The organism is Rhizorhabdus histidinilytica (assembly GCF_900167915.1).
In the GTDB taxonomy this organism is placed as follows: domain Bacteria; phylum Pseudomonadota; class Alphaproteobacteria; order Sphingomonadales; family Sphingomonadaceae; genus Rhizorhabdus; species Rhizorhabdus histidinilytica.
In genome coordinates, this window is sequence record NZ_FUYM01000014.1 from 1 (window position 1) to 21,873 (window position 21,873).

Genomic DNA, 21,873 nt, shown 5'->3' on the forward strand with positions numbered 1-21,873 from the left:
TGGCACAAGCAGACACCCCGCACCGAATTGTTCGTCGCCCCGGGCATGACCCAGTCCTCCGTCATGCTCGAACGCAAGGACGACTTCATCGCCGCCTTCACCGCATTCCTGCAACGAAACCACAAGGACTGACCGCGATGAAGACCGTCATCGTCACCGGCTTCGGTCCCTATCTGGAAGAGGCCCAGAACCCCAGCGGTGCCATCGCCCAAGCCATCCATGGAACCGAGAAGGACGGGGTTCGCATCCACGGCCTGGTCCTGCCGGTCAGCGCCGGCGCGGTGCGGGCGTTGCTCGAGGAGGAGGTGCGAAGGCTCCGTCCTGACGTGCTGATCGTCACCGGCGTGACGCGGGGGCGCGTCGCCGTGGCCGCGGAGCGGGTCGCCGTCAATGTCATGGATTTCCCGATCCCCGACGTCGACGGGCGCGCGTTCATCGATGAGGCCGTCATCGATGACGGGCCGGCGGCCTATTTCTCCACCCTGCCGATCAAGGCGATATTGCAGGCCTGGAGGGATCGGGACATCCCCGCCTATGTCTCGAACACGGCTGGCACCTATTTGTGCAACCAGACCTTCTATCTGGCCTGCCATCTCGCGTCATCGCTTCCGATGCGGGCAGGCCTCGTCCATATTCCCCTTTCGTCGGCACATGCGGCCGCGAGCCCGACGCCCATTCCTTCGCTGGCGTTGGAGACGATGTACGAGGCCGTTCTGACGGCCGCTCTGATATCGGCCAATCACGAAGGCGCCGACCTGAAGCTGCAGGCAGGCATGACGTGCTGATCGCTTATCCGGCCGAGCGGCCGAAGGGATGGCGACAGGACGACCGCAATCAAAGGATGCACCGGAAAGGGCCGCGAAGCGCGGCCCTTTTTCATTGCATGTGGTGCCGGCTGAGGGATTCGAACCCCCGACCTTCGGTTTACAAAACCGCTGCACTACCACTGTGCTAAGCCGGCACGCTCCGCGCCCTCATGCGTCAGGGAATGCCGAACGTCCAGCCCTCGACGGCGGCGATCTCCGAAGAAAGTGCCGACGGGTGCCAGAGGTCCGCGCGGGCGGCCGCCTCGGCCAGCCACGCGGCGGTCAGGATCGCGTCGGTGCTGTGGTCGTCATAGCGCGCCAGCCGGGGCGGGCGGCGGATGCCGTAGCCGGCGAGGCCCGCGCGGAGGCGGTCGGCGTCGCGCATCTTGCTGCCGCCGCCGAGGCCTGCGGTTCGCGCGGCGACGGTCGTGTAGATTTCGACGATCGCCGGCCCCGTTTCCGGCAGCGGATCGAACGGCCAGACCGGCACCCGGCCGTCCAGCCGGTGGAGCAGCCGCATGCCGGTCAGGCTCGACTTGCCGACCTGCGCGGCGCCGACCAGGTTGAAGCAGCTCGTCGCCGGGCCGTGGCGGCCGTCGCGGCAGAGGCGCTCGACCAGGCGGTAGCGGCCATTGCCGGCGCCGAACAGGTCGCCCTGCCTCCCGCCATGGCGCCGAAAGTGGCGGCTCGCCTCGACATGGTCGACGAAGGCACCCGCCTCCAGGTGCGGGTCGCCGGCGCAGATCTCGTCGACCAGCCGCCACAGTGCGCGGGCGTCGGCCGGGCTCTCCGCCCAGCCGGGGAAATAGCCGCCGGCGTCGAGGAAGGGGAAGGCGGTCGAGAAGTCGATCCCGACCAGCAGGTCGCTGTCGCGCCGGGCATGGTCGAGCAGCCAGTCGAGCACCGCGCCGCGCGACCAGGTGCGCTCGATCAGCTTCGGGGTCCGGCCCGGTCCGTCGCTGACCGCGACTGCGACGCCCTTCTGCCGATCGCCCTTCGCCCCCGACCAGTCGATGCAGGCGAAACGGCGGAAGCGGCGGATCATGCCTTCTTCTTGGCCGGACGGGGCTTCGGCCGCTTCTTCGCCAGCGCCTGCCCGTGCGCGCGCTCGATCATCGCCAGCACCCGTTCGGGGTCGGCGCCGTCGTAGCGGACCAGCACGGCGGGCCAGCCCTCATAATGGGGCGTCTGCCAATAGGTGCCGGGATCGGTCTCCTTGAGCATGTCGACGGTGTCGCGGTCGATCATCAGGCAGAAGCTGCCTTCCTCGCGCCCCGGCGCGACGAAGGCGTTGCCATTGGCCTTGACCGCCGGACCGCCATAATGGGTCGATCGCTCGGCCCCGGGCAGGCCGGCCGCGAAGCTCATGACCCTATCCCAATCGAGCCTCATTTGCTGCCGCGCTCCTGCCGCAGCCGGTCCCAATAGGCGATCCGCTCCGCGATCTTCGCCTCGAAGCCGCGCGGGGAGGGGGTGTAGAAGCTCTGCGGCGACATCTCCTCGGGCCAGTAATCGTCGCCCGAGAAGGCCTCCTCGGCGTCATGGTCATAGGCATAGCCCTTGCCGTAGCCGACGTCCTTCATCAGCTTGGTGGGGGCGTTGAGGATATTCTTCGGCGGCATCAGCGAGCCGGTGTCCTTCGCCGATCGGAACGCTGCCTTCTGCGCGACATAGGCCGCGTTCGACTTGGGCGCGGTCGCCAGGTAGAGGCAGGCCTGCACGATCGCCAGCTCGCCCTCGGGCGAACCGAGGAAATCGTAGGCGTCCTTGGCGGCGAGGCACTGGACCAGCGCCTGCGGATCGGCAAGCCCGATATCCTCGCTGGCGAAGCGGACCAGCCGGCGCAGCACGTAGAGCGGCTCCTCGCCCGCCGTCAGCATCCGCGCGAGATAGTAGAGCGCCGCCTGCGGGTCCGATCCGCGCAGCGATTTGTGCAGCGCCGAGATCAGGTTGTAGTGCCCCTCGCGATCCTTGTCGTACACCGCCATCCGGCGGTGGAGCAGTGCGGCGAGCTCCCCCGGTTCGAGCGGATGGTCGATCGCGATGGAGAAGAGCGTCTCGACCTGGTTGAGCAGGAAGCGGCCGTCACCGTCGGCCGATGCGATCAGCGCCTCGCGCGCTCCTTCGGTCAGGGGCAGGGGGCGCTCCTCGATCTCCTCGGCGCGCGCGATCAGCTTGCCGAGTGCGGCGGCATCGAGCCGGTTGAGGATCAGCACCTGCGCCCGGCTGAGCAGCGCCGCGTTGAGCTCGAACGAGGGATTCTCGGTGGTCGCGCCGACCAGCACGACGGTGCCGTCCTCGACATAGGGCAGGAAGCTGTCCTGCTGGGCGCGGTTGAAGCGGTGGATCTCGTCCACGAACAGCAGCGTCCGGGTGCCGATCCGCGCATGCTCGCGCGCCTCGGCGAAGATCTTCTTGAGGTCGGCGACGCCCGAGAAGACCGCCGAGACTGGCGCGAAGCGCAGCCCCACCGCATCGGCGAGCAGCCGCGCGATCGTCGTCTTGCCGGTACCGGGCGGGCCCCACAGCACCAGCGAGGACAGGCGTCCCGCCGCGACCATGCGGCCGATCGCGCCTTCGGGACCGGTGAGATGTTCCTGCCCGATCACGTCTGCCAGCGTGCGGGGCCGCAGCCGTTCGGCGAGCGGCGCAGCGTCGGTGGGGACGAAGCCGGCGGCGGGTTCGGGCGCAAAGAGGTCGGCCATCGCGACGATATAGGGGCGGGATCGCAGGCCGGACAGGGGGCTTGGAAAGTCCCTTGCAAAAACTCTTTCAAGATATATCTTGGAACTATCGAGATTGATTCGAGATCACCAGAAGTTGGAGAATGACATTGTTTGGATTTCACAAAGGACATCGGGAGCATGGCCGCCACGGTGGCTTCCATGGCGGCCTCCGCGCGATGCGCGGCCGTCACCACGGTTTCGGCGGCGGTTTCTTCGATCCCTTCGGGGAGGGCTTCGGTGGCGGCATGGGCGGCCGGCGGGGCGGCGGCCGGCGTCGCGTGTTCGACGGGACGGAACTGCGCCTGATCCTGCTCGCGCTGATCGGGGACCAGCCGCGCCACGGCTATGACCTGATCAAGGCGATCGAGGAGCGGACCGGGGGCACCTATGCGCCCAGCCCGGGCGTCATCTATCCGACGCTGACGATGCTTGAGGACATGGGCCAGATCGCCGAGCAGGCGGCCGAGGGCTCGAAGCGGCTGTTCGGCATCACCGACGCCGGCAAGCTCGAGATCGGCGAGCAGGGCGAGAAGATCGAGGCGCTGTTCGCGCGGCTCGACGCGCTGGGCGAGGAGCAGGGCGGCGGCGAAAGCCGGATGCCGGTTCGCCGGGCGATGATGAACCTCGCCATGGTGCTGCGCGACCGGCTGACGCGCGATCGCGGCGGCGAGCTTGCCCATGACGTGGCGGCGATCCTCGACGACGCGGCCCGCAAGATCGAGCGGCTGTGAGCTTGGCGATGACGACGAGCGCCACCGCAACGGTGCCGACCGCATCCGCCAGCCGCTACCTCCAGCAGCTCTGCAAGCATTGGGCACATAACCTGAAGGTCGAATTCACCCCCGTCCACGGAACGGTCGTCTTCCCGCGCGATGCACGCGGGGCCGACCATCCGGGGGACGGGCTCGCCACCTTCGACGCGACCGACACGACGCTGGAGGTGCGCATCGACGCCAGCTCTGACGAGCAGCTCGACGCGCTGAAGGGAGCGGTGGCCCGCCACCTCGACCGCTTCGCCTTTCGCGAGGCGCCGTTGAGCTTCGACTGGAAAGCGGCCTGACCGGCTGGCTTTTCGCTCAGGGCACCGGGCTCTGCCGGGTGACCCTGACCCCCGCCTGGTGCTGGCGGACGATCCTTATATAGGCGTCGACCAGCTCCTGGTTGACCTGATCCCAGCCGTAGCGCTCGCTGGCCTTCAGGCCGGCCTGCCCGATCGTCCGCCGCATCTCGGGATCGACGCACAGCGCCTGCAGCGCATCGGCGAAGGCCTGGGTGCGGCCGGGGGCGATCAGCCGGCCGGTCACGCCGTCCTCGATCAGGCTCTCGCTGCCGGTCGCGCGCGCCGCGACGACGGGCAGGCCGGCGGCCATCGCCTCCAGCGTGACGTTGCCGAAGGTCTCGGTGACCGAGGGATTGAACAGCATGTCCATCGACGCCACCGCGCGGCCGAGGTCCTCGCCGGCCTGGAAGCCTGCGAAGACTGCGCCAGGCAGGCGCTTCTCGAACCATTCGCGCGCCGGGCCGTGGCCCACCACCAGCACCTTGTGACGTACCTGCCGCCGTTCGAGTTGGTCGATCGTGTCGGCGAACACGTCGAGGCCTTTTTCCATCACCAGCCGGCCGACGAAGCCGATCACCACCTCGTCGGTCCCGATCCCCAGCGACCGGCGCCAGTCGTCGCAGCGCCGCTCGGGCTTGAAGATGGTGCGGTCGATACCGCGCGACCAGATACCGACGTCATAGCTCATCCGCTGGTCGCGCAGCAGCTGCGCCATCGATTCGGACGGTGCGAAGATCGCGTCGCAGCGGCGATAGAAGCGGCGCAGCAGCGCTTCGACCATCGGTTCGAGGAAGGCGAGGCCGTAATAGCGGAAATAGGTCTCGAACCGGGTGTGGACCGACGCCACCACCGGCAGCTTGCGACGCAGCGCGAGCGACACGGCGCGATGGCCGAGGATCTCGGGGCTCGCGACATGCATGATGTTCGGGTTGAACCGGCTGATGTCGCGCTTGACGCTTGGCGGGATCATCAGTGGAAAGCGATATTCGGCGCGTCCGGGAACTGGCAGGGAAGGGATGCTGACCAGGTCACCGGTCGGCGGAAAGGCCGGTTGCTCGACGGTCGGCGAATAGACGCGCACCGCCGCGCCCTGACCCAGCAGATAGCCTACCAGCCGGTTCAGCGCCTGGTTCGCGCCATCGCGCACATAGTTGTAGTTGCCCGTGAACAGGGCGATCCGAAGCTGGGACGCATCCATCGCGACGCCTTAGGAGGCAAAGCCCTTCATCGCAACCGGAACAGCCGGGCAACGAAAGGGTTGTGATCCTGAAACGATGTCGATGGAGCGCCGACATCGCCCGCAAGGAACGGAAAACACGGAACAATCCTAAAAGGGGACGTGCGATGGATCAGTTTTTCACACGTGTCGCTGCCCGGATCGCCAGCGCGGTGGGCCAGCCGCTGGCCTTCATCATCGCCTTCTGCGCGATCATCGCCTGGGCAGTGAGCGGCCCGATGTTCGGTTTTTCGGATACCTGGCAGCTGATCGTCAACACGACGACGACGATCGTGACCTTCCTGATGGTGTTCCTGATCCAGAATGCGCAGAATCGCGACGCCGCGGCGATGCAGGCCAAGCTCGACGAACTGCTTCGCGCCGTCGCCGATGCGCGCAACCGTTATATCGGCATCGAGCATCTGACCGAGAAGGAGCTCGAGAAGATCCGTAGCGAAATCGAGGAGGAGTTCGCGCCGGGCGAGGACGGCAAACCCCATCACACCGACAGCATTCGTCATCTCATCCGTCGGCGCTGAGATTTCCGTCATTCCAGCGAAATCTGGAAGCTCTTTTCTTTCTCTTGGCTTGTGATTGTTTCCTGAGAGAAAAAATGAAATCCCGGCCTTCGCCGGGATGATGACCGGGATCAGGCCAGCTCGACACCGCCCTCCATCCACGCCTTGAGTGCCTCGCCGGCGCGTTCGGCCATCATCGCCTTGCGGTCGCCCTTGCGCTTGCGGCCGCTCTTTGCGCCTTCGAGCGGCGGGAACAGGCCGAAGTTTACGTTCATCGGCTGATAGCCGTCGGCCTCCGCGCCGCCGGTGATATGGCCAAGCAGAGCGCCGAGCGCGGTGACGGCGGGCGGCGTCTCGATCGGCCGGCCGAGCAGCTCGGCCGCTGCGAAGCGGCCCGCGAGCAGGCCGATCGCCGCCGATTCCACATAGCCTTCGCAGCCGGTGATCTGTCCGGCGAAGCGGATGTTCGGGCGCGACTTCAGCCGCAGCGTGCCGTCGAGCAGTTTGGGGCTCTGGATGAACGTGTTGCGATGGAGGCCGCCGAGCCGTGCGAACTCGGCCTTTTCCAGCCCCGGGATGGTGCGGAACAGGCGGACCTGTTCGGCATGCTTCAGCTTGGTCTGGAAGCCGACCATGTTCCACAACGTGCCGAGCGCATTGTCCTGGCGGAGCTGGACGACCGCATAGGGCCAGCGGCCGGTGCGCGGATTGTCGAGGCCGACCGGCTTCATCGGGCCGTAGCGCAGCGTGTCGACGCCGCGTTCCGCCATCACCTCGATCGGCATGCAGCCGTCGAAATAGGGCGTGTCCTTCTCCCACTCCTTGAACGCGGTCTTCTCGCCATCGAGCAATGCCTGGTGGAAGGCCAGATACTGCTCCTTGTCCATCGGGCAGTTGATGTAGTCCTTGGTTTCGCCCTTGTCCCAGCGCGACGCCATCCAGGCGACGTCCATGTCGATCGAATGATGATGAACGATCGGCGCGATCGCGTCGAAGAAGGCGAGCGCGTCGGCTCCCGTCGCGGCGCCGATCGAGTCCGCCAGTGCCGCGGCGGTCAGCGGGCCGGTGGCGACGATCGCGGGGCCGTCCGCCGGCAGCGCGTCGACCCGTTCGCGGACCAGCTCGATCAGCGGATGATCGGCGACGGCGCGGGTGACCGCCTCGGCATAGCCCTCGCGATCGACAGCGAGCGCGGAGCCGGCGGGGACGCGGTGCGCGTCGGCCTTGGCCATGATCAGCGATCCCAGCGATCGCATCTCGGCGTGAAGCAGGCCGACCGCGTTGGCCGGGTCGTCCGAACGGAAGCTGTTCGAGCAGACCAGCTCGGCGAGGCTGTCGGTCTGGTGGGCGGGCGTGGCCTCGACCCCGCGCATCTCGGAGAGGCGCACGCGAATGCCCGCCTGGGCAAGCTGCCACGCGGCTTCCGAACCGGCGAGGCCGCCGCCGATGACATGTATCTGATGAACCATGGCCGCGCTTTACGGGCCCGGTCCCGCGATCGCAACGGCCGGGATCGCCCCATCCCGGCCGCGCGGCGTCAGGTGAGCTTGGCCACAACCCAGCCGATCATCGCCCAGAGCAGCGCCGATCCGCCGATCGCGATCAGCAGCCCGACATAGGGCGGGTAGCGATCTTCCTGTCCGACGTCGAGCAATCCCACCGGAATGCAAATGATGGCAGTGCGAGCATGTGCATGGCGTCCACGGCCTTTCATCGATCCATTCTCCCCCGCCGCCCGGAAACGAACCTGCTCGTTGCGGGCGCCGGGATTGCTTTTACAGGATCCCGGAATCGAAAGCATCGGGGGGCTAGACCAATGTCTAAGCCCGGGCGCGGATCGTGCGCCGGCCGCTGTGGGAAAAAATTGCCTCCGGTGCCGGGATCGCCGGGCGCCGGAGGCCCGCCCCTTATTTGAAGGTGGCGCGGTCGCCGGCCTCGCCGACCGACTGGATGTCGCGGCCGAGGCCTTTCACGGTGTTGCAGGCACAGAGCGCCAGGAGCGCGCAGCCCAGAACCGTCACCGCCAGCATGTTTCGCATCGCTTATATCTCCCCTGCGTACGAGGCGAAGCGTTAGCGGGCCGCTTCCCGCACTGTCCATATCAAAACGATGGCGGTACGATCATCCGCGGCTCACCCGCTCGAGCCCCAGCCAGCCGGCCATCGCCGCAAGCTCCTCGTCCAGTTCGGCCCGGGTCGCGGCCGGGGCGTCGGGTTCGAGGTGGGTCGACAGCACGCGCAGCATCGACGCTTGCCGGTCGGCCTTCAGGTCGACCCGTGCGACCAGCCGGTCGCCGAGCAGGAAAGGCAGGACGTAATATCCATAGCGGCGCTTCTCTGCGGGGGTGTATATCTCGATCCGATAGTGGAAGCCGAACAGCCGTTCGGTGCGATCGCGCTCCCAGATCAGCGGGTCGAACGGCACAAGCAAGGCGCGGGCGTTCACCCGGCGCGGATGGCGTGCGTCACGGTGGAGCCAGGCGGGGCGCCGCCAACCCGCAATCGATGCGGGCAGCAGCACGCCTTCCTCGGCCAGCTCGGCGATCGCCGCCCTGGTGTCGGCGACGCCGGTCCGGAAATAATCGCGCAGGTCGGTCTCGGTTGCGATGCCGAGCGCCGCGGCGGCGCGGCCGACCAGCGCGCGGTGCGCCGTCGCCTTGTCTGGGGTGGGGAGTGCCAGGATCGCCGGCGGGATCACCCGCTCGGTCAGGTCGTAGACGCGTTCGAACCCGCCGCGTCGGGTCGCGGTGGTGATATGGCCGGCCCAGAACAACCATTCGAGCTTGCGCTTGCTGTCGCCCCATTCCCACCAGCCGCTGCGGCTCTTGCCATCATCGAAGTCGGAGACGGCGAGGGGCCCTTCGGCTCGGATGCGGTCGAGCACGGCATCGACCTCGTCGCGCTTTTCGCGCGCATAGACGCGTAGCGACGACCAGCCCCGCTCGCCGCGGTCAGCCTCGGCCATGCGCCAGCGCAGCATCGGATGGAGGTCGAGCGGCAGCAGTGATGCCTCATGCGCCCAATATTCGAACATGCGCCGCTTCGATCGCCGGCCCCAGGCCGCCTCGTCGAGCGCGGCGCGGTCATAATGGCCGAGCCGTGAAAAAGCGGGGAGATAATGGGCGCGCGACAGGACGTTGACGCTGTCGATCTGGTGCAGCCCCAGCCGGTCGAGCGTGCGGCGCAGGTGAAGGGGGCCGGGCGCCTGCGGCCGGGCCGCGCCGAAGCCCTGCGCGGCGAGCGCGATGCGGCGCGCCTGGGCGAGCGACAGCGTCGCGGTCAACGCCGCTCCATCCGTCGGGCCGCCCAGGCATAGTCCTCGGCGGCCTTGCGGTCCCTGGCGTCCCTGAACGCGACTTCGGGATCGGGAGCGCCGCCGAGCGCATGGAGCAGGATCCACAGCGCGAAGCGCCGGCCGGAATCTCGCTCGGTGCCGAACGCGATCTCGACACGCTGGCGGCCCTCCTCGATCGTCGCCTCGTCGAGAGCGTCAAGGTCGTCGGTGCCGAAATAGTGGAGGAGCAGCGCGTCGAGATCCATGCGTCGAGCGATGCCGTGGGCCCTGCGCGAAGGCAAGCCCCCGATCGCCATTCGTATATCCCCCCATTGACCTTCCGGCCGCAAAGGCGGTGAGATCGGATTTGCGGCGCTGGAACGATTTCGCGGATCGGCAATTCGTCTGGCGCATTATGCTCCGAAAGGAGGGAGCGCGACGATGCTTGAACATCTTCCCCGCTGGCTGGGAGCCATGCTGCGCAATGTCCGCGCGGGCCATTCGAAGCTGGTGATCGCCCAACCGGAACTGGAGATCGGCGACACGGTGATCGACCTGAGCAGCCCCGCCTTCGCGTCGGGCGCGCGCCTGCCGGTGCGGTTCACCGCGGACGGCGAGGGCGTGTCGCCGCCGCTGCTGTGGGGAGAGGTGCCGCCCGGCACGGCCAGCCTCGCGCTGATCGTAGAGGACCCCGACGCTCCGGCGCTCCAGCCCTTGGTCCATGCGCTGGTCTGGAACATCCCGCCCGACGAACGGCACCTGCCGGAAGGCGCGATCGTCGCCGATGGCGAGGGGGCGTCGACGGGGCCCGACGTCGGTCGCAACAGCCTGTTCGAAGGCTGGCTGCCGCCCGATCCGCCGACCGGTCATGGCAGCCACGACTATGTCTTCCAGCTCTTCGCGCTCAGCGAGACGATCGAGATCGGTACCAATCCCGGCCGGTCGGGGTTGGTGCGCGGGCTGCAAGGGCGGGTGCTCGGCGCCGGCATGCTGGTCGGCACCTATTCGCGCGGTGAGGAGGCGCCGCTCGGCGGGCAAGGCGTGGCGGGCGTGTCGCCTGCCTGATCGATGGCGGATCTCTTCGGCGAGCCGATCGTGCCTGGCCTGGCCTATGGCGAAGAGGTCGTGACGGCTGAGGAGGAAGCGGACCTCATCGCGGCGATCGACGACTGCGGCCTCGCCCCGTTCCGCTTCCAGGGCTTCCTCGGCAAGCGCCTGACCCGGACGTTCGGCTGGAGCTATGATTTCGACAAGGGCGGCTTCGCTCCGGCGCAGCCGCTTCCCGGCTGGTTGTCGCCGCTGCGCCGCCGCGCCGCGCGCTTTGCAGGTTTGGAGCCCGACGATCTCGTCCACGCGCTGCTGATCCGTTACGATCCGGGGGCCGGCATCGGCTGGCACCGGGATCGTCCGCAGTTCGGCGAGGTGATCGGCGTCTCGCTCGGCCAACCGGCCACCCTGCGCTTCCGTCGGCGCCGTCCCGACGGCTTCGATCGGCGATCGCTCCTGCTCCGGCCCCGCTCGGTCTACCATCTGCACGGCGAGGCGCGCTGGACATGGGAGCATGGGATCGCACCCATGCCCGCGACCCGCTGGTCGATCACCTTCCGGAGCCTGTCCGAAAAGGGGCTGCTCCACGCCCGAGGATGAGGGCGGTCAGGCCGCCTTGGAGGGATCGCGATGGCGGTAGGAGCGCTCGCGGGTGGCATAATAGAGGCTGAGCTTCTCCCAGGCCTCTTCCGCCGTCTCGACGAAGCGGAACAGGTTCAGGTCGTTCTCGCCGATCACGCCTTCCTCGACCAGTGCCTCGAAATCGACGACCCGGCGCCAGAAATCCTTGCCGAACAGGAAGATCGGCAACTGCGCCATCTTGCCGGTCTGGACCAGGGTGAGCAGCTCGAACAACTCGTCGAAGGTGCCGAAGCCGCCGGGAAAGGCCGCGACGGCGCGGGCGCGCAGCAGGAAGTGCATCTTCCTGAGCGCGAAATAGTGGAACTGGAAGCTCAGGTGCGGCGTCACATAGGCGTTCGGCGTCTGCTCGAACGGCAGGACGATGTTGAGGCCGATCGATTCCGCGCCGACATCGTGCGCGCCGCGATTGGCGGCTTCCATGATCGATGGGCCGCCGCCCGAACAGACGACGAACTGGCGCTTGCCGTCGGCGTCGAGCGGGCATTGGCTGGCGATCTGGGCCAGCTTGCGGGCTTCGTCATAGTAGCGGCTCTTGGCCTGCAATCGCTCGGCGATCCGCCGCTGCTTGGGGGTGACGGCCGACTTGACCAGCGCCTCGGCCTTGCCCGGCTCGGGGATGCGGGCCGAACCGTACATCACGAAGGTCGATCCGATGTTCGCTTCCTCGAGCAGCAGCTCGGGCTTCAGCAGCTCGAGCTGGAAGCGCACCGGGCGCAGGTCGTCGCGCAGCAGGAAGTCGGTGTCCTGGAAGGCGAGCTTGTACGCGCTGTCAGTGGTTTGCGGGGTTTCCGTGGCGGTCTTGGCGACCGCCGCATCCTCCTTGGCCCGGGGGAAGACGCGCTTGGGTACTTTTCTGTGTGCCATATCTCTCTGTTACAGATAGTCGGCTTTCGCCGATATTACAGGGGCGGGCAGGCGCGGATTTCTATCGGCAATAGGGACCGCTGCCCATATCGAAATGGAAATGGTCGTGGTGGAGCGCGTTGGCGTCGGGCCCCAGCACCACCGAGAAGCGTCCACAGGCGGCCTTGTGAAGCGCGCGGAGGAAGCCCCGCACCTGCTGATCGTCGCCGTTCCAGCCGTCCCTGACGCTGATCCGCCGCCCGTCGCGCAAGCGAAAGGCGGCGATGTCTACGGCATTGGCGCGGCCATGTTCGGACAGGCGGTTGCCGGCCTGGTTGTTGACCGGCCGGCAGGCGAAGCTGCCGAAGCTCTCGATCCGGACGACGTCGGAGCCCAGCCAGCGCTGTGCCATCGTCGGCACGTCCTGCCGTACCCAGCGGACGAAGGGCAGCGCGGCCCCGCATTTGACCGCGCCGAGATTGGTCACCGGAATGCCGATGGCGACCAGCTTGACTGCGGAGGTGGCCGAGCAGCCATTGTCGAAACGGCGGTCGGCCAACGCCTCGACCTGCGCGCCCTCGGCCCGCAACGCGGCCAAACACTGCCGGAAACGCTCGGGTGTCTCGATCGGCGGCGTCCAGCCGCGGCGCGGGGCGCGCGGGGAGGGGATACATCCGGCCAGTGCGGTCAGGACGACGAGAAGGCCCGGCAGGAGCCGATGGCGGCGGAGGGGGAAACGGCGGCGGCTGCCGGCAGGGACGAGGGACGACACCCCGCCACCATAGTCAGCCGCGTTCATATTTCCAGTTGAGACGCTTGCCCTCCTCAAGCTGGGCGATCGTCGCGTCGAGCCGCTTCCGGCGCGTCTCGTCGCGCTTCGCTCCGGTGATCCATTCGATATATTCGCGTCGCTGCCCCGGCGGGAAGCTTTCGAAAGTAACGGCGGCGCGCGGCGAGGCGGCGAGCGCGGCCAGCAGGTCGGCGGGCGGCTCAGCCGGCGGCTTGGGGTGCTTGAGGGGGCGGGGCACCTTCTCGCCGCTTTCGATCAGCCGGGCCGCCTGGGCGATCATCTCGGCGAGCATGGCGGGGGCGGGAAGATCGGCGATGGTGGCGATCCGGCCGAACTGGCCCATCGCATCCTTTGCGTCAGGGGCCTGCCCGCCGGTCACGCGGCGGCCCTGCCAGAACCCGAAGGCGACGTGCGCCTTGAAGGCCGCCATGCTGCAAAGAATGGTTCCGTCGAGGACGAAGTGCGGGAAACCCCATTTGATCGTTTCCTCCGCCGCGGGGCAGCTCTGCCGGACCAGATCGCGAAGATGAACGAGAATCGGCCGGGCAAAAAGAGCAGCCCGGTCAATATAGGCGTCGATGCGGGGATCGCTCTTCATGGCTCGATGCTGTCCCATGATGGTCCGAAACCGAGACGAAATCGTCCGAAAGTCGGAAGAGTTTACGTTTCAACCCCTTTCCCCTGATGAACATATCGCGCACACTCCGATGCGGAAAGGGCGCCTGCGGCGTCCGATCGGGGTGGGAATATGAACGGATTTTCCAGCGGGCTGGGCCTTGGGCTCGGCGCCGCCCTCATGCTTTTGTCCGGGCCCGCCCAAGCGGCGGACCCGTCGCCGCGGGCGAACGCGATCGCGGCGGCCGATGCGGCGGCCGGGCTGCCCGCCGCGCAAGAGCCCGGCGTGCCGGTCTGCGCGACACCGCCGGAATCCGGCCGGAAGCTGGCGGGCGACATGGAGCTCGGCTCCGAAGGGCACAGCATCGAGCTGCAGAACAGCGGCATGCGCGATGCGCTGGTCAAGATCCGACATGCCGATACAGGCCGGTTGGCGGCAAGCTTCTTCCTGCGCCAGCAGGAGGCGCTGACGATCGAAGGCGTGCCTGACGGTCGCTACCTGATCCAATATGCGTTCGGCCCGGCGCTCGCGGCCGACTGCAGGTCCTTCACCCGAATACTCAAGGCCAATCAGATGCCCGAGGCAGACGAACTGGCCACGCAGGTGATTGACGACGACGAGCATACCGAGGTGAAGCGGTCGAGCCTCTCCTACGACATCTCGGTGAGCGAGAGCGCCAATGTGAAGCCCGTCGCGATCGATGCGGCGGTGTTCAACGCGGAATGAACATGCAGGGCCCGATCGGCTATCCGCCGCCCACATTGGTGCGAAAGCGGTCGGGTCTGCGTGCGCGGCTGGCCGTCGTGCTGGCGGCGATCGCGCTGGCCGCGGGCGGCTATGGCCTCACCCGTCTGATCCAGTCGCGGGAGGCTTCGGCGCCGACGGGCGACAGCCGGCGCGATGTCGCGCCGGAGGCGGTGACGGCGTCGGCCGACACGCCCGCGGCGGCGATGCCCGACTCGGCGGCCACGGTGGTGGTCGAGGCACCGACCGACGCCGCGCCCGCCGACCAGCCGGTGGACGCCCGACGCGCCAACGCATGGTATTATGTCGCGCGGCTGGGCGACGGCCCCGGCGCGATCTACAGCCGAACGGGCGGCCAGTGGAGTTATGCGTTCGCCTGCACCAGCGCGACGCGGACGATCGAGATCATCGCCATCGGCACCGGATCGCCGGGCAGCTTCGACCAGCAGGCGATCACCGTCGGCAAGGTCAAGCTGATGATGGATGCCAGCTACTCGCCGGATGGTGGCGGCACGATCAGCACGACGCTGCCGGCCGGTCATGCCTTCTTCGATGCGCTCGACGGATCGGTGCCGATGACCATCCAACTCCATGCGACCCGCAAGGCGGTGGTGCCGATCGGCCCCGCCGTCGTTCGTCTGATCCGCGACTGCCGCGGTCGCAGATAGGACAAAAGCCAAACCTCCCAGGGGTTTCCTTCGCCGCCTCGATCCGCCATGGACGGTGGATGGCCTTCCGATCGACCGATATCCGACCGTTCGCCACGCTGTTGCTGCTGACGCTCAGCGGCTGCGCCGCGACCACCTCCGCGCCGCCCGCACCGGTGCCGTCACCGGCGCCTCCGCCCGCTCCCGCGCCAATCGCGCATGCCGGCGACTGGCGCGACTGGCCGCTTGCGCCAGGGACGTGGCGCTATGTTCCAGGTACGCCGGTCTCGGCGGCGCGTTACGGCGACGGGCAGGTGTCGCAGCTCGTCGTCCAATGCGACGCGGCGAAGCGGCAGGTGACGATCATGCGCGCGGGGACCAGCGCGCAGATCGAGATCATTGCCTCGACCCGCAGCGCGCGCTTCCCCGCCGGGCATGTCGTCGATCGCGGCGCGGCGATGAGCGCCGTGATCCTGAGCGCGAACGATGGCTTCCTGGACGTGATGGCGTTCAGCCGGGGGCGGATCGCGGTGCGCTCGCCGGGGCTTCCCGACCTGGCGGTCCCGGCCTGGGCCGAACCGGCGCGAGCCATCGAGGATTGCCGAAAATAGAAGATATTACAAGGCTTGTTCGCAGCGCTGCGATGACCCATGTTCGAGTCCTCGGCAACATTGCGAAAGGAGGTGATCCGATGTCTCATGGTTCAGCATGGAGGTCGGTTCTGTCCGTTCGGGGAACGCGCTTCTAAGAGGCGCCATGGTTCTCCGGGCCGGCACTCCGGCCGCTGACCATGTTAGGGGTTGTCGGGACTCAGGTCCCGGCAACTCTTTTCATTTCCGGGTTGGTCGATTCCCGCCGCCCGCTTTGCAACCCGCGCCTGCCACAGCATCAGGAGCGGCACGACCACCAGCTCCATCGCCAGTCCCAGCCGGTGCGGCAGGCTCGGCGCGCCGATCGCCGCCCAGCTCAGCAGCCGCGCCAGCCCGCCGGTCACCACCATCGCGCCGAGCAGACGAAAGCGCGGCCCCTGACGCTCGATTGCCGGGATGGTCCAGGCGAACGCCACGCCCAGCATCAGGAAGATGCCCGACAGGTAGCGGAAATGGCTGTCGAGATCGGCCGGTACCGCGCCGGGCCGCAGCATCGCCGCACCGCGCAGAACGCCGTCGATCCCGGTCAGAACCGGCACCAGGCAAGCGACCGCGACGACGCCCTGCAACAGCCTGCGTTCGCTGATCATTCGCGTTCCAGCAGCTCGTCCTGGATGCGGGTGGCATGGACCGCGATGCGAACCTCGTAGAGGAAGAGGCCGAGGCCGGCGATCAGCAGCAGCATCGCCAGCACGAAGATGATCGCGATCGGTTGCGCCAGCGCCAGGTCGAACAACACCGCGGTGAACAGTCCGGCGATGACGATGCAGATCAGCACGGCGCTGATCGTGCAGAGGATCAGCGCGCCGTTGGCGTGGCGCATCCGCTCGTCGATCCAGCGGAGCTGCTGCACCTGATAGGGATGGGCGGGATCGTTCTTCGCAGTGAAATTCTGCTCGATCCAGCGCGACCGGTCGATGACGCGGGCGAGCCGTCCGGTCAGCATGTTGAGCATCGCGCCGATCGCCGTCAGCAGGAAACAGGGGGCCATCGCGAGCTGGATGGTGTGTGCGATGTCGTTGAGTGCGAAGCTGTCTCCCATCGGCATGGGATGGGTCATGCGCCTGTCGTGGTCAAGCCGCCCGTGATGACGCCCACGCACCGGCGCATACGTCCGCTGCAACCAGTGCAGGCGATGCAATTGGGCCTCTGGCTTATGCATTTGCACGCCATGGCTTCGTCAGGGATGCTGCTCCGCACAATAAAGAGGACCTGCTGGCACCATTTGAAGGGAGATTGTGATGAAGACGTTTCTTACGCTCGCCATTCTGTCCTCGGTCGCCACGGCACCGGCGATGGCGGAAAGCTTCACCCGCGACGGTGTCACCTATGACTATAGCGTCAGGACGGTCGGGCCCGCGACGCTGATATCGGGCACCATCGTCAACAGCGGCCAGTCTTTCCGATTGAGGCTCCGCGACGGCCGCGTCACCGGGCAGGTCGGCTCCTGGCCGGTCAGCTTCAAGGCCGATACGACCGCCGTCGCCGCCACCGGCAACAGCCCGGTCTTCGCTGCCAACTGATCGGCGGCAGCCCCCCCGAATGCGGAAAGGGAGGCGTGACCGCCTCCCTTTCTTTTTGTCCATGATATGTTGCGCCGCAACGAAGTTGCGGTGACCGCTCAGCCCGCAGTCTTCGAACCGACGTTGACGCCCATCGACAGGAGGTAGCGTTTCACGTTGCGCGCCGCCTGCCGGATGCGCTGCTCATTCTCGACCATCGCGATGCGGACATAGCCTTCACCGTCCTCGCCATAGCCGACGCCCGGCGCGACGGCGACGCCGGCATGGGTGAGGAGTTGCTTCGAGAATTCGAGGCTGCCGAGATGCGCGACCGCCGGCGGCAGCGGCGCCCAGCAGAACATCGACGCGCGGGGGGAGGGGATGTCCCATCCGGCGCGGCCGAAGCTCTCGACGAGCACGTCGCGACGCTTCTTGTAGAGCTCCCGATTCTTCTCGACGATGTCCTGCGGCCCGTTGATCGCCGCGACCGCCGCCGCCTGGATCGGCGTGAAGGCGCCATAGTCGAGATAGGACTTCACGCGCGTCAGCGCCGAGATCAGCGTCTTGTTGCCGACCGCGAAGCCCATCCGCCAGCCCGCCATGCTGTAGGTCTTGGACATGGAGGTGAACTCGACCGCGACGTCCTTCGCCCCCGGAACCTGAAGGATGGAGGGGGTAGGGACGCCATCATAATAGAGCTCCGAATAGGCGAGGTCGGACAGCACCCAGATGCTGTGCTCCTTCGCCCAGGCGACCAGCCGCTCGTAGAAGGCGAGGTCGACCACCTCGGCGGTCGGGTTCGACGGATAGCCCACGACCAGTACCGACGGCTTCGGCACGGTGAACTTCACCGCGCGGTCGAGCGCTTCCCAATAGCGCTCGTCGGGCGTCGTCGGCACCGAGCGGATCGTGGCCCCGGCGATGATGAAGCCGAAGGTGTGGATCGGATAGCTCGGGTTCGGCGCCAGCACGACGTCGCCGGGCGCGGTGATCGCCTGGGCGAGATTGGCGAGACCCTCCTTCGAGCCGAGCGTCACGACGACCTCGCTCTCGGGATCGAGGTCGACCCCGAAGCGGCGCTGATAATAGCCGGCCTGCGCCTTGCGGAGCCCCGGAATGCCCTTCGACGCCGAATAGCCGTGGGCGTCGGGCTTGCGGGCGACCTCGCACAGCTTGTCGATGACGTGCGGCGGCGGCGGCAGGTCGGGATTGCCCATGCCCAGGTCGATGATGTCCTCGCCCCGCGCTCGCGCCGCTGCCCGCATCGCGTTGACTTCGGCGATGACGTAGGGCGGCAGGCGCTTGATGCGGTAGAATTCCTCGGACATTTCACTTCCTTTGGGTTTCGGACTTGGCGAGCGGGGATCGATCCCCCATGGTCGCCGACGCGACCTATACAGATTCTGCGCGCCGATTGCAGGCGCATCGTGAAAAAAGCTTGGGCAGGAGCTTGGCATGGCGGACACGGGCGAAGATCGCGGCGCATCCGGGACGGGGGAGGCGTTCGAGCTGCCTTCGCTCGAGGAGGTCCAGCATTGGACCGGCGTGATCGGCCAGGCGCAGCAGATGCTAATGGAGCATATGGCGGAGGCGATGGCCCAGGCCCCCGCCGAACTGCCGCTGCCGACCATGCCGGCGCCGGTCTTCCCGGATCCCGAGAAGCTCGCCGACCAGCAGAGCGAGTTGATGAAGGCGAGTCTCGGCCTGTTCGGCCAGCTGATGGAGGAGGGCGCGGGAAAGGAGGCTGCGCGCGACCGGCGTTTCAAGGCGGCGCAATGGCGCGAGACGCCGCTGTTCGGCGTCATCGCCGATGCCTATCTGCTGCTGTGCGATGCCTGGCTGAAGGGCGTCGACGCGCTCGAAGGGCTGCCGCCCAAGCAGCGCGAGCAGCTCAAATTCGCCACCCGCGTCGTCGCCGATGCGATGTCGCCGGCCAATTTCGCGCTGACCAACCCGCAGGTGCTGGAGCGCATTTTCGAGACGCGCGGCGAGAATCTGCTGCGCGGGCTGGAGCATATGCTGGCCGACATCGGCAAGGGCAAGCTGACCCATAGCGACACCGATGCGTTCGAGCTCGGCCGCAATATCGCCGCGACGCCGGGAAAGGTGATCCACGAGACGCCGCTCTACCAGCTGATCCACTACAGCCCCGTCACCGAAAAGGTGGTGGAGGTGCCGCTGCTGATCTTCCCACCGTGGATCAACCGCTTCTACATCCTCGATCTCAACCCGAAGAACAGTTTCATTCGCTGGGCGGTCGCCCAGGGCTTTTCGGTGTTCGTCGTCTCATGGAAGTCGGCCGACGAGAGCATGGCCGACGTGACGATGGACGACTATGTCGTGCGCGGGCAGGTCGATGCGATCGATACGGTCCGCGCGTTGCTGGGCGTCGATCATGTCCACACCGTCGGCTATTGCGTCGCCGGTACCGCGCTGGCGATGACGCTCGCCTATCTTGCCGCGAAGGGTGAGGCGGACAAGGTGAGGAGCGCGACCTTCTTCACCGCGCAGGTCGACTTCAGCGAGGCGGGTGAGCTCAACCTGTTCGTCGACGACGAGCAGCTCAAGCTGATCGATGCGCTGACCCAGGGGAGCGGCGTGCTCGACGGCCGTTTCATGGCGGCGACCTTCAACCTGCTGCGCGGGCGCGACCTGATCTGGCACTATGTCGTGCAGAACTATCTGCTAGGTGAGGACTATCCCGCCTTCGACCTGCTCCATTGGAACGGCGACGTCACCAACCTGCCCGCCAAATGGCACCGCGCCTATCTGGAGAATCTCTACCGCGACAATCTGCTGGTCCGGCCGGGCGCGCTGTCGATCGACGGGGTGCCGATCGATCTGCGGCGGATCAAGACACCGGCCTATGTCCAGGCCGGACGCGAGGACCATATCGCCCCGTCGCGGAGCGTCTGGAAGATCACCGGGCATCTCGCGGGGCCGCTGCGCTTCGTGCTGGCGGGGTCCGGGCACATCGCCGGGGTGGTCAATCCGCCCGAGGCTGGCAAATATCAATATTGGACCTGCGAGGCGCCGGCCGAGACGCTCGAAGCGTTCGAGGCGGCGGCGAGCGAGACCAAGGGAAGCTGGTGGCCCGACTGGCAGGCCTGGACGCGCGCGCTGGCGCCGACCGAGGTCGCGGCGGAGGGTGCGCGGCGCCCTGGCGAGGGCTCTTTGCCGGCGATCGAGGATGCTCCGGGCCGCTACGTGCGGACGCCCTGATTCGCATTTGCGAAATATTTTGACGTTATTCTGGAACCGCCCGGGTAGATGGGCGTTGGCCCGGCGCGTCTGAAATCCCGAATTTCAGCCAGAAAATTGCAGTGCCGTTACGTTTATGTTGCACTGCACAATACATCTTGCATCAGCTCAAAAATACGCATATTGTGCATCGCAACATCAAAGACGGAATCGATTCGATGGCGGACAGGCTTCCCGGCAAGGATAAGGCGGCATCGGCGACCAAGGCAGATGCCAAGGCGCCTGTGCAGGCCAAGCCCGTCGTGGCGAAAGCCGCGGCGCCCAAGCCGGCCGATCCCAAGCCGGCTCCCGTGGCGGCTGAGATCGCCGCGAAGCCGGCGCCGGTCGCTCCGACCGCCAAGGTCGAACCCGTCGCGGTGAAGGCGCAGCCGGCGAAGGCCGTCGCGCCGGAAAAGCCGGCGGTGGCTCCCGCCGCAAAGACTGTTTCGCCGTCGGTCGTCAAGGTTGCGACGCCCGCGGTCAAGCCCGCCCCGGCAGCGTCAAAGCCGGAAACGAAGGGAGTGCGCGTCATGGCCACCACCGTTCCACCCCAGCCCAAGGCTGCTGCTGAAAAGGTCAATATTATGATTTCCGATTTCAACGATCGTGCGAAGGCCGCCTTCGAGAAGACTGCCAAGGCCGGCGAAGAGCTGGGCGAGTTCACCAAGGGCAATTTCGAGGCGTTCGCGACCTCGGCGAAGACTGCCGCCAAGGGCGCCGAGTCGCTCGGCCAGGAACTGGCCGACTATGGCAAGAAGAGCTTCGAGAGCGCTTCGGCCACGATCAAGAGCCTGGCTGCGGTGAAGACCCCGACCGAGCTGTTCCAGATCCAGAGCGACTACGCCAAGTCGGCGTTCGACAGCGCCGTCGCGGAAGCGTCGAAGCTGAGCGAAGCCTGGCTGAAGCTGGCCGGCGAGGTCGTCCAGCCGATCTCGAGCCGCTACGCGCTCGCTGCCGAGAAGTTCAAGTCCGCGGCGCTCTGATTTCCCTTTCGCTGCGAGTTTACGGCCGCTTCCCTCGGGAGGCGGCCGTTTTCATTGGCGGCTCCATCGGGTCGCCGATCGGGCGAAGCGGTCGCCAGCCTCTTGCCGAAGGGGCCCGGCGTGCCATATTCTCTCCATGTCCCCCATTTGTGTGAGTCCCGCGCCGATCATGAGCCAATCCGCCTTCACCACTGCCCCGACCGGCATGGCCACGCGCAAGGATGGCGATGACAACGGCACCGGCCTTGGCCTGGCCACGCGCACCCGGACGCGGACCAAGAAGCCGTCGCCCTACAAGGTGCTGATGCTCAACGACGACTATACGCCGATGGAGTTCGTCGTCCTGTGCCTGCAGCGCTTCTTCCGGATGAACCTGGAGGATGCGACCCGGGTGATGCTCCACGTCCACCAGAAGGGCGTCGGGGTGTGCGGCGTGTTCAGCTACGAGGTCGCCGAGACCAAGGTGAGCCAGGTCGTCGACTTCGCCCGCCAGAACCAGCACCCGCTCCAGTGCACGCTGGAAAAGGCGTGAGCCCACTCCTGTCTTCTCATTGATCGTCATTTCCGCTT

28 protein-coding genes and 1 tRNA gene are annotated in these 21,873 nt (G+C 67.1%); 13 read left to right on the forward strand and 16 right to left on the reverse strand.

Annotated features, from left to right (window positions below):
- Positions 1-137 precede the first annotated feature (137 nt).
- Complete coding sequence (locus B5X82_RS22375) at positions 138-785, forward strand: pyroglutamyl-peptidase I family protein (protein WP_079650480.1); 648 nt, start codon at positions 138-140, stop codon at positions 783-785.
- 101 nt (positions 786-886) lie between these two features.
- Here B5X82_RS22375 and B5X82_RS22380 read toward each other — a convergent pair.
- The 4 genes from B5X82_RS22380 to B5X82_RS22395 all read right to left on the reverse strand — a co-directional run bounded on the left by B5X82_RS22380 (position 887) and on the right by B5X82_RS22395 (position 3,511).
- Positions 887-961 (reverse strand) — tRNA-Thr (locus B5X82_RS22380).
- Positions 962-981: 20 nt separating this feature from the next.
- Positions 982-1,851 (reverse strand): hypothetical protein, encoded by an 870-nt coding sequence (locus B5X82_RS22385; RefSeq protein ID WP_079650482.1) that lies wholly within the window; start codon positions 1,849-1,851, stop codon positions 982-984.
- Positions 1,848-2,174, reverse strand: a complete 327-nt coding sequence (locus tag B5X82_RS22390; RefSeq protein WP_235862770.1) for an MmcQ/YjbR family DNA-binding protein — start codon at positions 2,172-2,174, stop codon at positions 1,848-1,850. Before B5X82_RS22390 ends, B5X82_RS22385 begins: the two co-directional genes overlap by 4 nt.
- A gap of 20 nt (positions 2,175-2,194) precedes the next feature.
- Positions 2,195-3,511 (reverse strand): replication-associated recombination protein A, encoded by a 1,317-nt coding sequence (locus B5X82_RS22395; RefSeq protein ID WP_079650485.1) that lies wholly within the window; start codon positions 3,509-3,511, stop codon positions 2,195-2,197.
- A 128-nt stretch (positions 3,512-3,639) separates the two neighbouring features.
- Here B5X82_RS22395 and B5X82_RS22400 point away from each other — a divergent pair, with 128 nt between their 5' ends.
- Both B5X82_RS22400 and B5X82_RS22405 read left to right on the forward strand, forming a co-directional pair.
- Positions 3,640-4,263 (forward strand): PadR family transcriptional regulator, encoded by a 624-nt coding sequence (locus B5X82_RS22400; protein WP_079650487.1) that lies wholly within the window; start codon positions 3,640-3,642, stop codon positions 4,261-4,263.
- Between the two features lie 8 nt (positions 4,264-4,271).
- The gene (locus B5X82_RS22405) at positions 4,272-4,592 is read left to right on the forward strand and encodes a DUF2218 domain-containing protein (RefSeq protein ID WP_079650645.1); all 321 of its coding nucleotides are present in this window, start codon (positions 4,272-4,274) and stop codon (positions 4,590-4,592) included.
- A 16-nt stretch (positions 4,593-4,608) separates the two neighbouring features.
- Here the strand turns inward: B5X82_RS22405 and B5X82_RS22410 are convergent, their stop codons facing one another.
- The gene (locus tag B5X82_RS22410) at positions 4,609-5,790 is read right to left on the reverse strand and encodes a glycosyltransferase family 4 protein (protein WP_079650489.1); all 1,182 of its coding nucleotides are present in this window, start codon (positions 5,788-5,790) and stop codon (positions 4,609-4,611) included.
- A 146-nt stretch (positions 5,791-5,936) separates the two neighbouring features.
- Between B5X82_RS22410 and B5X82_RS22415 the strand changes: the two genes are divergently transcribed.
- Positions 5,937-6,347 (forward strand): low affinity iron permease family protein, encoded by a 411-nt coding sequence (locus B5X82_RS22415; RefSeq protein ID WP_079650491.1) that lies wholly within the window; start codon positions 5,937-5,939, stop codon positions 6,345-6,347.
- Between the two features lie 110 nt (positions 6,348-6,457).
- On the opposite strand, the gene trmFO is transcribed toward B5X82_RS22415, so the two are convergent.
- The 5 genes from trmFO to B5X82_RS26860 form a co-directional block, all read right to left on the reverse strand.
- Positions 6,458-7,795 carry a methylenetetrahydrofolate--tRNA-(uracil(54)-C(5))-methyltransferase (FADH(2)-oxidizing) TrmFO gene (trmFO, locus tag B5X82_RS22420; RefSeq protein ID WP_079650493.1) on the reverse strand — a complete coding sequence of 446 codons (1,338 nt, stop codon included), beginning with the start codon at positions 7,793-7,795 and terminating at the stop codon, positions 6,458-6,460.
- Between the two features lie 68 nt (positions 7,796-7,863).
- Complete coding sequence (locus B5X82_RS27275; protein ID WP_268878260.1) at positions 7,864-7,986, reverse strand: hypothetical protein; 123 nt, start codon at positions 7,984-7,986, stop codon at positions 7,864-7,866.
- A gap of 247 nt (positions 7,987-8,233) precedes the next feature.
- Complete coding sequence (locus B5X82_RS22425; RefSeq protein WP_047168555.1) at positions 8,234-8,365, reverse strand: entericidin A/B family lipoprotein; 132 nt, start codon at positions 8,363-8,365, stop codon at positions 8,234-8,236.
- A gap of 82 nt (positions 8,366-8,447) precedes the next feature.
- Entirely contained in the window at positions 8,448-9,608 is a 1,161-nt protein-coding gene (locus B5X82_RS22430; RefSeq protein ID WP_176152677.1) for a winged helix-turn-helix domain-containing protein, read from the reverse strand.
- Entirely contained in the window at positions 9,605-9,865 is a 261-nt protein-coding gene (locus tag B5X82_RS26860) for a hypothetical protein (RefSeq protein WP_176152678.1), read from the reverse strand. Before B5X82_RS26860 ends, B5X82_RS22430 begins: the two co-directional genes overlap by 4 nt.
- Before the next feature lie 175 nt (positions 9,866-10,040).
- Between B5X82_RS26860 and B5X82_RS22435 the strand changes: the two genes are divergently transcribed.
- Together B5X82_RS22435 and B5X82_RS22440 are read left to right on the forward strand one after the other, a co-directional pair.
- On the forward strand, positions 10,041-10,664 hold the full coding sequence (locus B5X82_RS22435) for a YbhB/YbcL family Raf kinase inhibitor-like protein (RefSeq protein WP_079650495.1): 624 nt from the start codon (positions 10,041-10,043) through the stop codon (positions 10,662-10,664).
- A 3-nt stretch (positions 10,665-10,667) separates the two neighbouring features.
- Positions 10,668-11,246 carry an alpha-ketoglutarate-dependent dioxygenase AlkB gene (locus B5X82_RS22440; RefSeq protein WP_079650497.1) on the forward strand — a complete coding sequence of 193 codons (579 nt, stop codon included), beginning with the start codon at positions 10,668-10,670 and terminating at the stop codon, positions 11,244-11,246.
- A 6-nt stretch (positions 11,247-11,252) separates the two neighbouring features.
- Here B5X82_RS22440 and B5X82_RS22445 read toward each other — a convergent pair whose 3' ends face one another.
- From B5X82_RS22445 to B5X82_RS22455, 3 genes are all read right to left on the reverse strand, one after another.
- Positions 11,253-12,152, reverse strand: coding sequence for an LOG family protein (locus tag B5X82_RS22445; protein WP_079650499.1), 900 nt, complete (start codon positions 12,150-12,152; stop codon positions 11,253-11,255).
- 61 nt (positions 12,153-12,213) lie between these two features.
- Complete coding sequence (locus B5X82_RS22450) at positions 12,214-12,930, reverse strand: extensin family protein (protein ID WP_079650501.1); 717 nt, start codon at positions 12,928-12,930, stop codon at positions 12,214-12,216.
- The gene (locus tag B5X82_RS22455; RefSeq protein ID WP_079650503.1) at positions 12,917-13,519 is read right to left on the reverse strand and encodes a YdeI/OmpD-associated family protein; all 603 of its coding nucleotides are present in this window, start codon (positions 13,517-13,519) and stop codon (positions 12,917-12,919) included. The genes B5X82_RS22450 and B5X82_RS22455 overlap by 14 nt, the downstream gene beginning before the upstream one ends.
- A gap of 150 nt (positions 13,520-13,669) precedes the next feature.
- Here B5X82_RS22455 and B5X82_RS22460 point away from each other — a divergent pair, with 150 nt between their 5' ends.
- The 3 genes from B5X82_RS22460 to B5X82_RS22470 are packed head-to-tail and all read left to right on the forward strand — an operon-like array spanning position 13,670 to position 15,539.
- Positions 13,670-14,263 carry a hypothetical protein gene (locus B5X82_RS22460; RefSeq protein ID WP_079650505.1) on the forward strand — a complete coding sequence of 198 codons (594 nt, stop codon included), beginning with the start codon at positions 13,670-13,672 and terminating at the stop codon, positions 14,261-14,263.
- 2 nt (positions 14,264-14,265) lie between these two features.
- Positions 14,266-14,949: a hypothetical protein gene (locus tag B5X82_RS22465; RefSeq protein ID WP_079650507.1), complete on the forward strand. Its 684-nt coding sequence runs from the start codon at positions 14,266-14,268 to the stop codon at positions 14,947-14,949.
- 59 nt (positions 14,950-15,008) lie between these two features.
- Positions 15,009-15,539 (forward strand): hypothetical protein, encoded by a 531-nt coding sequence (locus tag B5X82_RS22470; RefSeq protein ID WP_079650509.1) that lies wholly within the window; start codon positions 15,009-15,011, stop codon positions 15,537-15,539.
- A gap of 182 nt (positions 15,540-15,721) precedes the next feature.
- On the opposite strand, the gene B5X82_RS22475 is transcribed toward B5X82_RS22470, so the two are convergent.
- Both B5X82_RS22475 and B5X82_RS22480 read right to left on the reverse strand, forming a co-directional pair.
- Positions 15,722-16,168: a DUF4345 domain-containing protein gene (locus tag B5X82_RS22475; protein WP_079650511.1), complete on the reverse strand. Its 447-nt coding sequence runs from the start codon at positions 16,166-16,168 to the stop codon at positions 15,722-15,724.
- Positions 16,165-16,638 carry a DUF2721 domain-containing protein gene (locus tag B5X82_RS22480; RefSeq protein WP_235862771.1) on the reverse strand — a complete coding sequence of 158 codons (474 nt, stop codon included), beginning with the start codon at positions 16,636-16,638 and terminating at the stop codon, positions 16,165-16,167. Before B5X82_RS22480 ends, B5X82_RS22475 begins: the two co-directional genes overlap by 4 nt.
- Positions 16,639-16,819: 181 nt before the next feature.
- Between B5X82_RS22480 and B5X82_RS22485 the strand changes: the two genes are divergently transcribed.
- A complete protein-coding gene (locus B5X82_RS22485) occupies positions 16,820-17,101 on the forward strand; it encodes a hypothetical protein (protein WP_079650513.1) in 282 nt (93 codons plus the stop codon).
- A 98-nt stretch (positions 17,102-17,199) separates the two neighbouring features.
- Here B5X82_RS22485 and B5X82_RS22490 read toward each other — a convergent pair whose 3' ends face one another.
- Positions 17,200-18,408, reverse strand: coding sequence for an LL-diaminopimelate aminotransferase (locus B5X82_RS22490; RefSeq protein WP_079650515.1), 1,209 nt, complete (start codon positions 18,406-18,408; stop codon positions 17,200-17,202).
- Positions 18,409-18,535: 127 nt separating this feature from the next.
- Here B5X82_RS22490 and B5X82_RS22495 point away from each other — a divergent pair, with 127 nt between their 5' ends.
- The 3 genes from B5X82_RS22495 to clpS all read left to right on the forward strand — a co-directional run bounded on the left by B5X82_RS22495 (position 18,536) and on the right by clpS (position 21,835).
- Entirely contained in the window at positions 18,536-20,302 is a 1,767-nt protein-coding gene (locus B5X82_RS22495) for a PHA/PHB synthase family protein (protein ID WP_079650517.1), read from the forward strand.
- Positions 20,303-20,439: 137 nt separating this feature from the next.
- Positions 20,440-21,303 (forward strand): phasin family protein, encoded by an 864-nt coding sequence (locus B5X82_RS22500; protein ID WP_223811289.1) that lies wholly within the window; start codon positions 20,440-20,442, stop codon positions 21,301-21,303.
- Between the two features lie 205 nt (positions 21,304-21,508).
- A complete protein-coding gene (gene clpS / locus B5X82_RS22505; protein WP_029548701.1) occupies positions 21,509-21,835 on the forward strand; it encodes an ATP-dependent Clp protease adapter ClpS in 327 nt (108 codons plus the stop codon).
- Positions 21,836-21,873 lie beyond the last annotated feature (38 nt).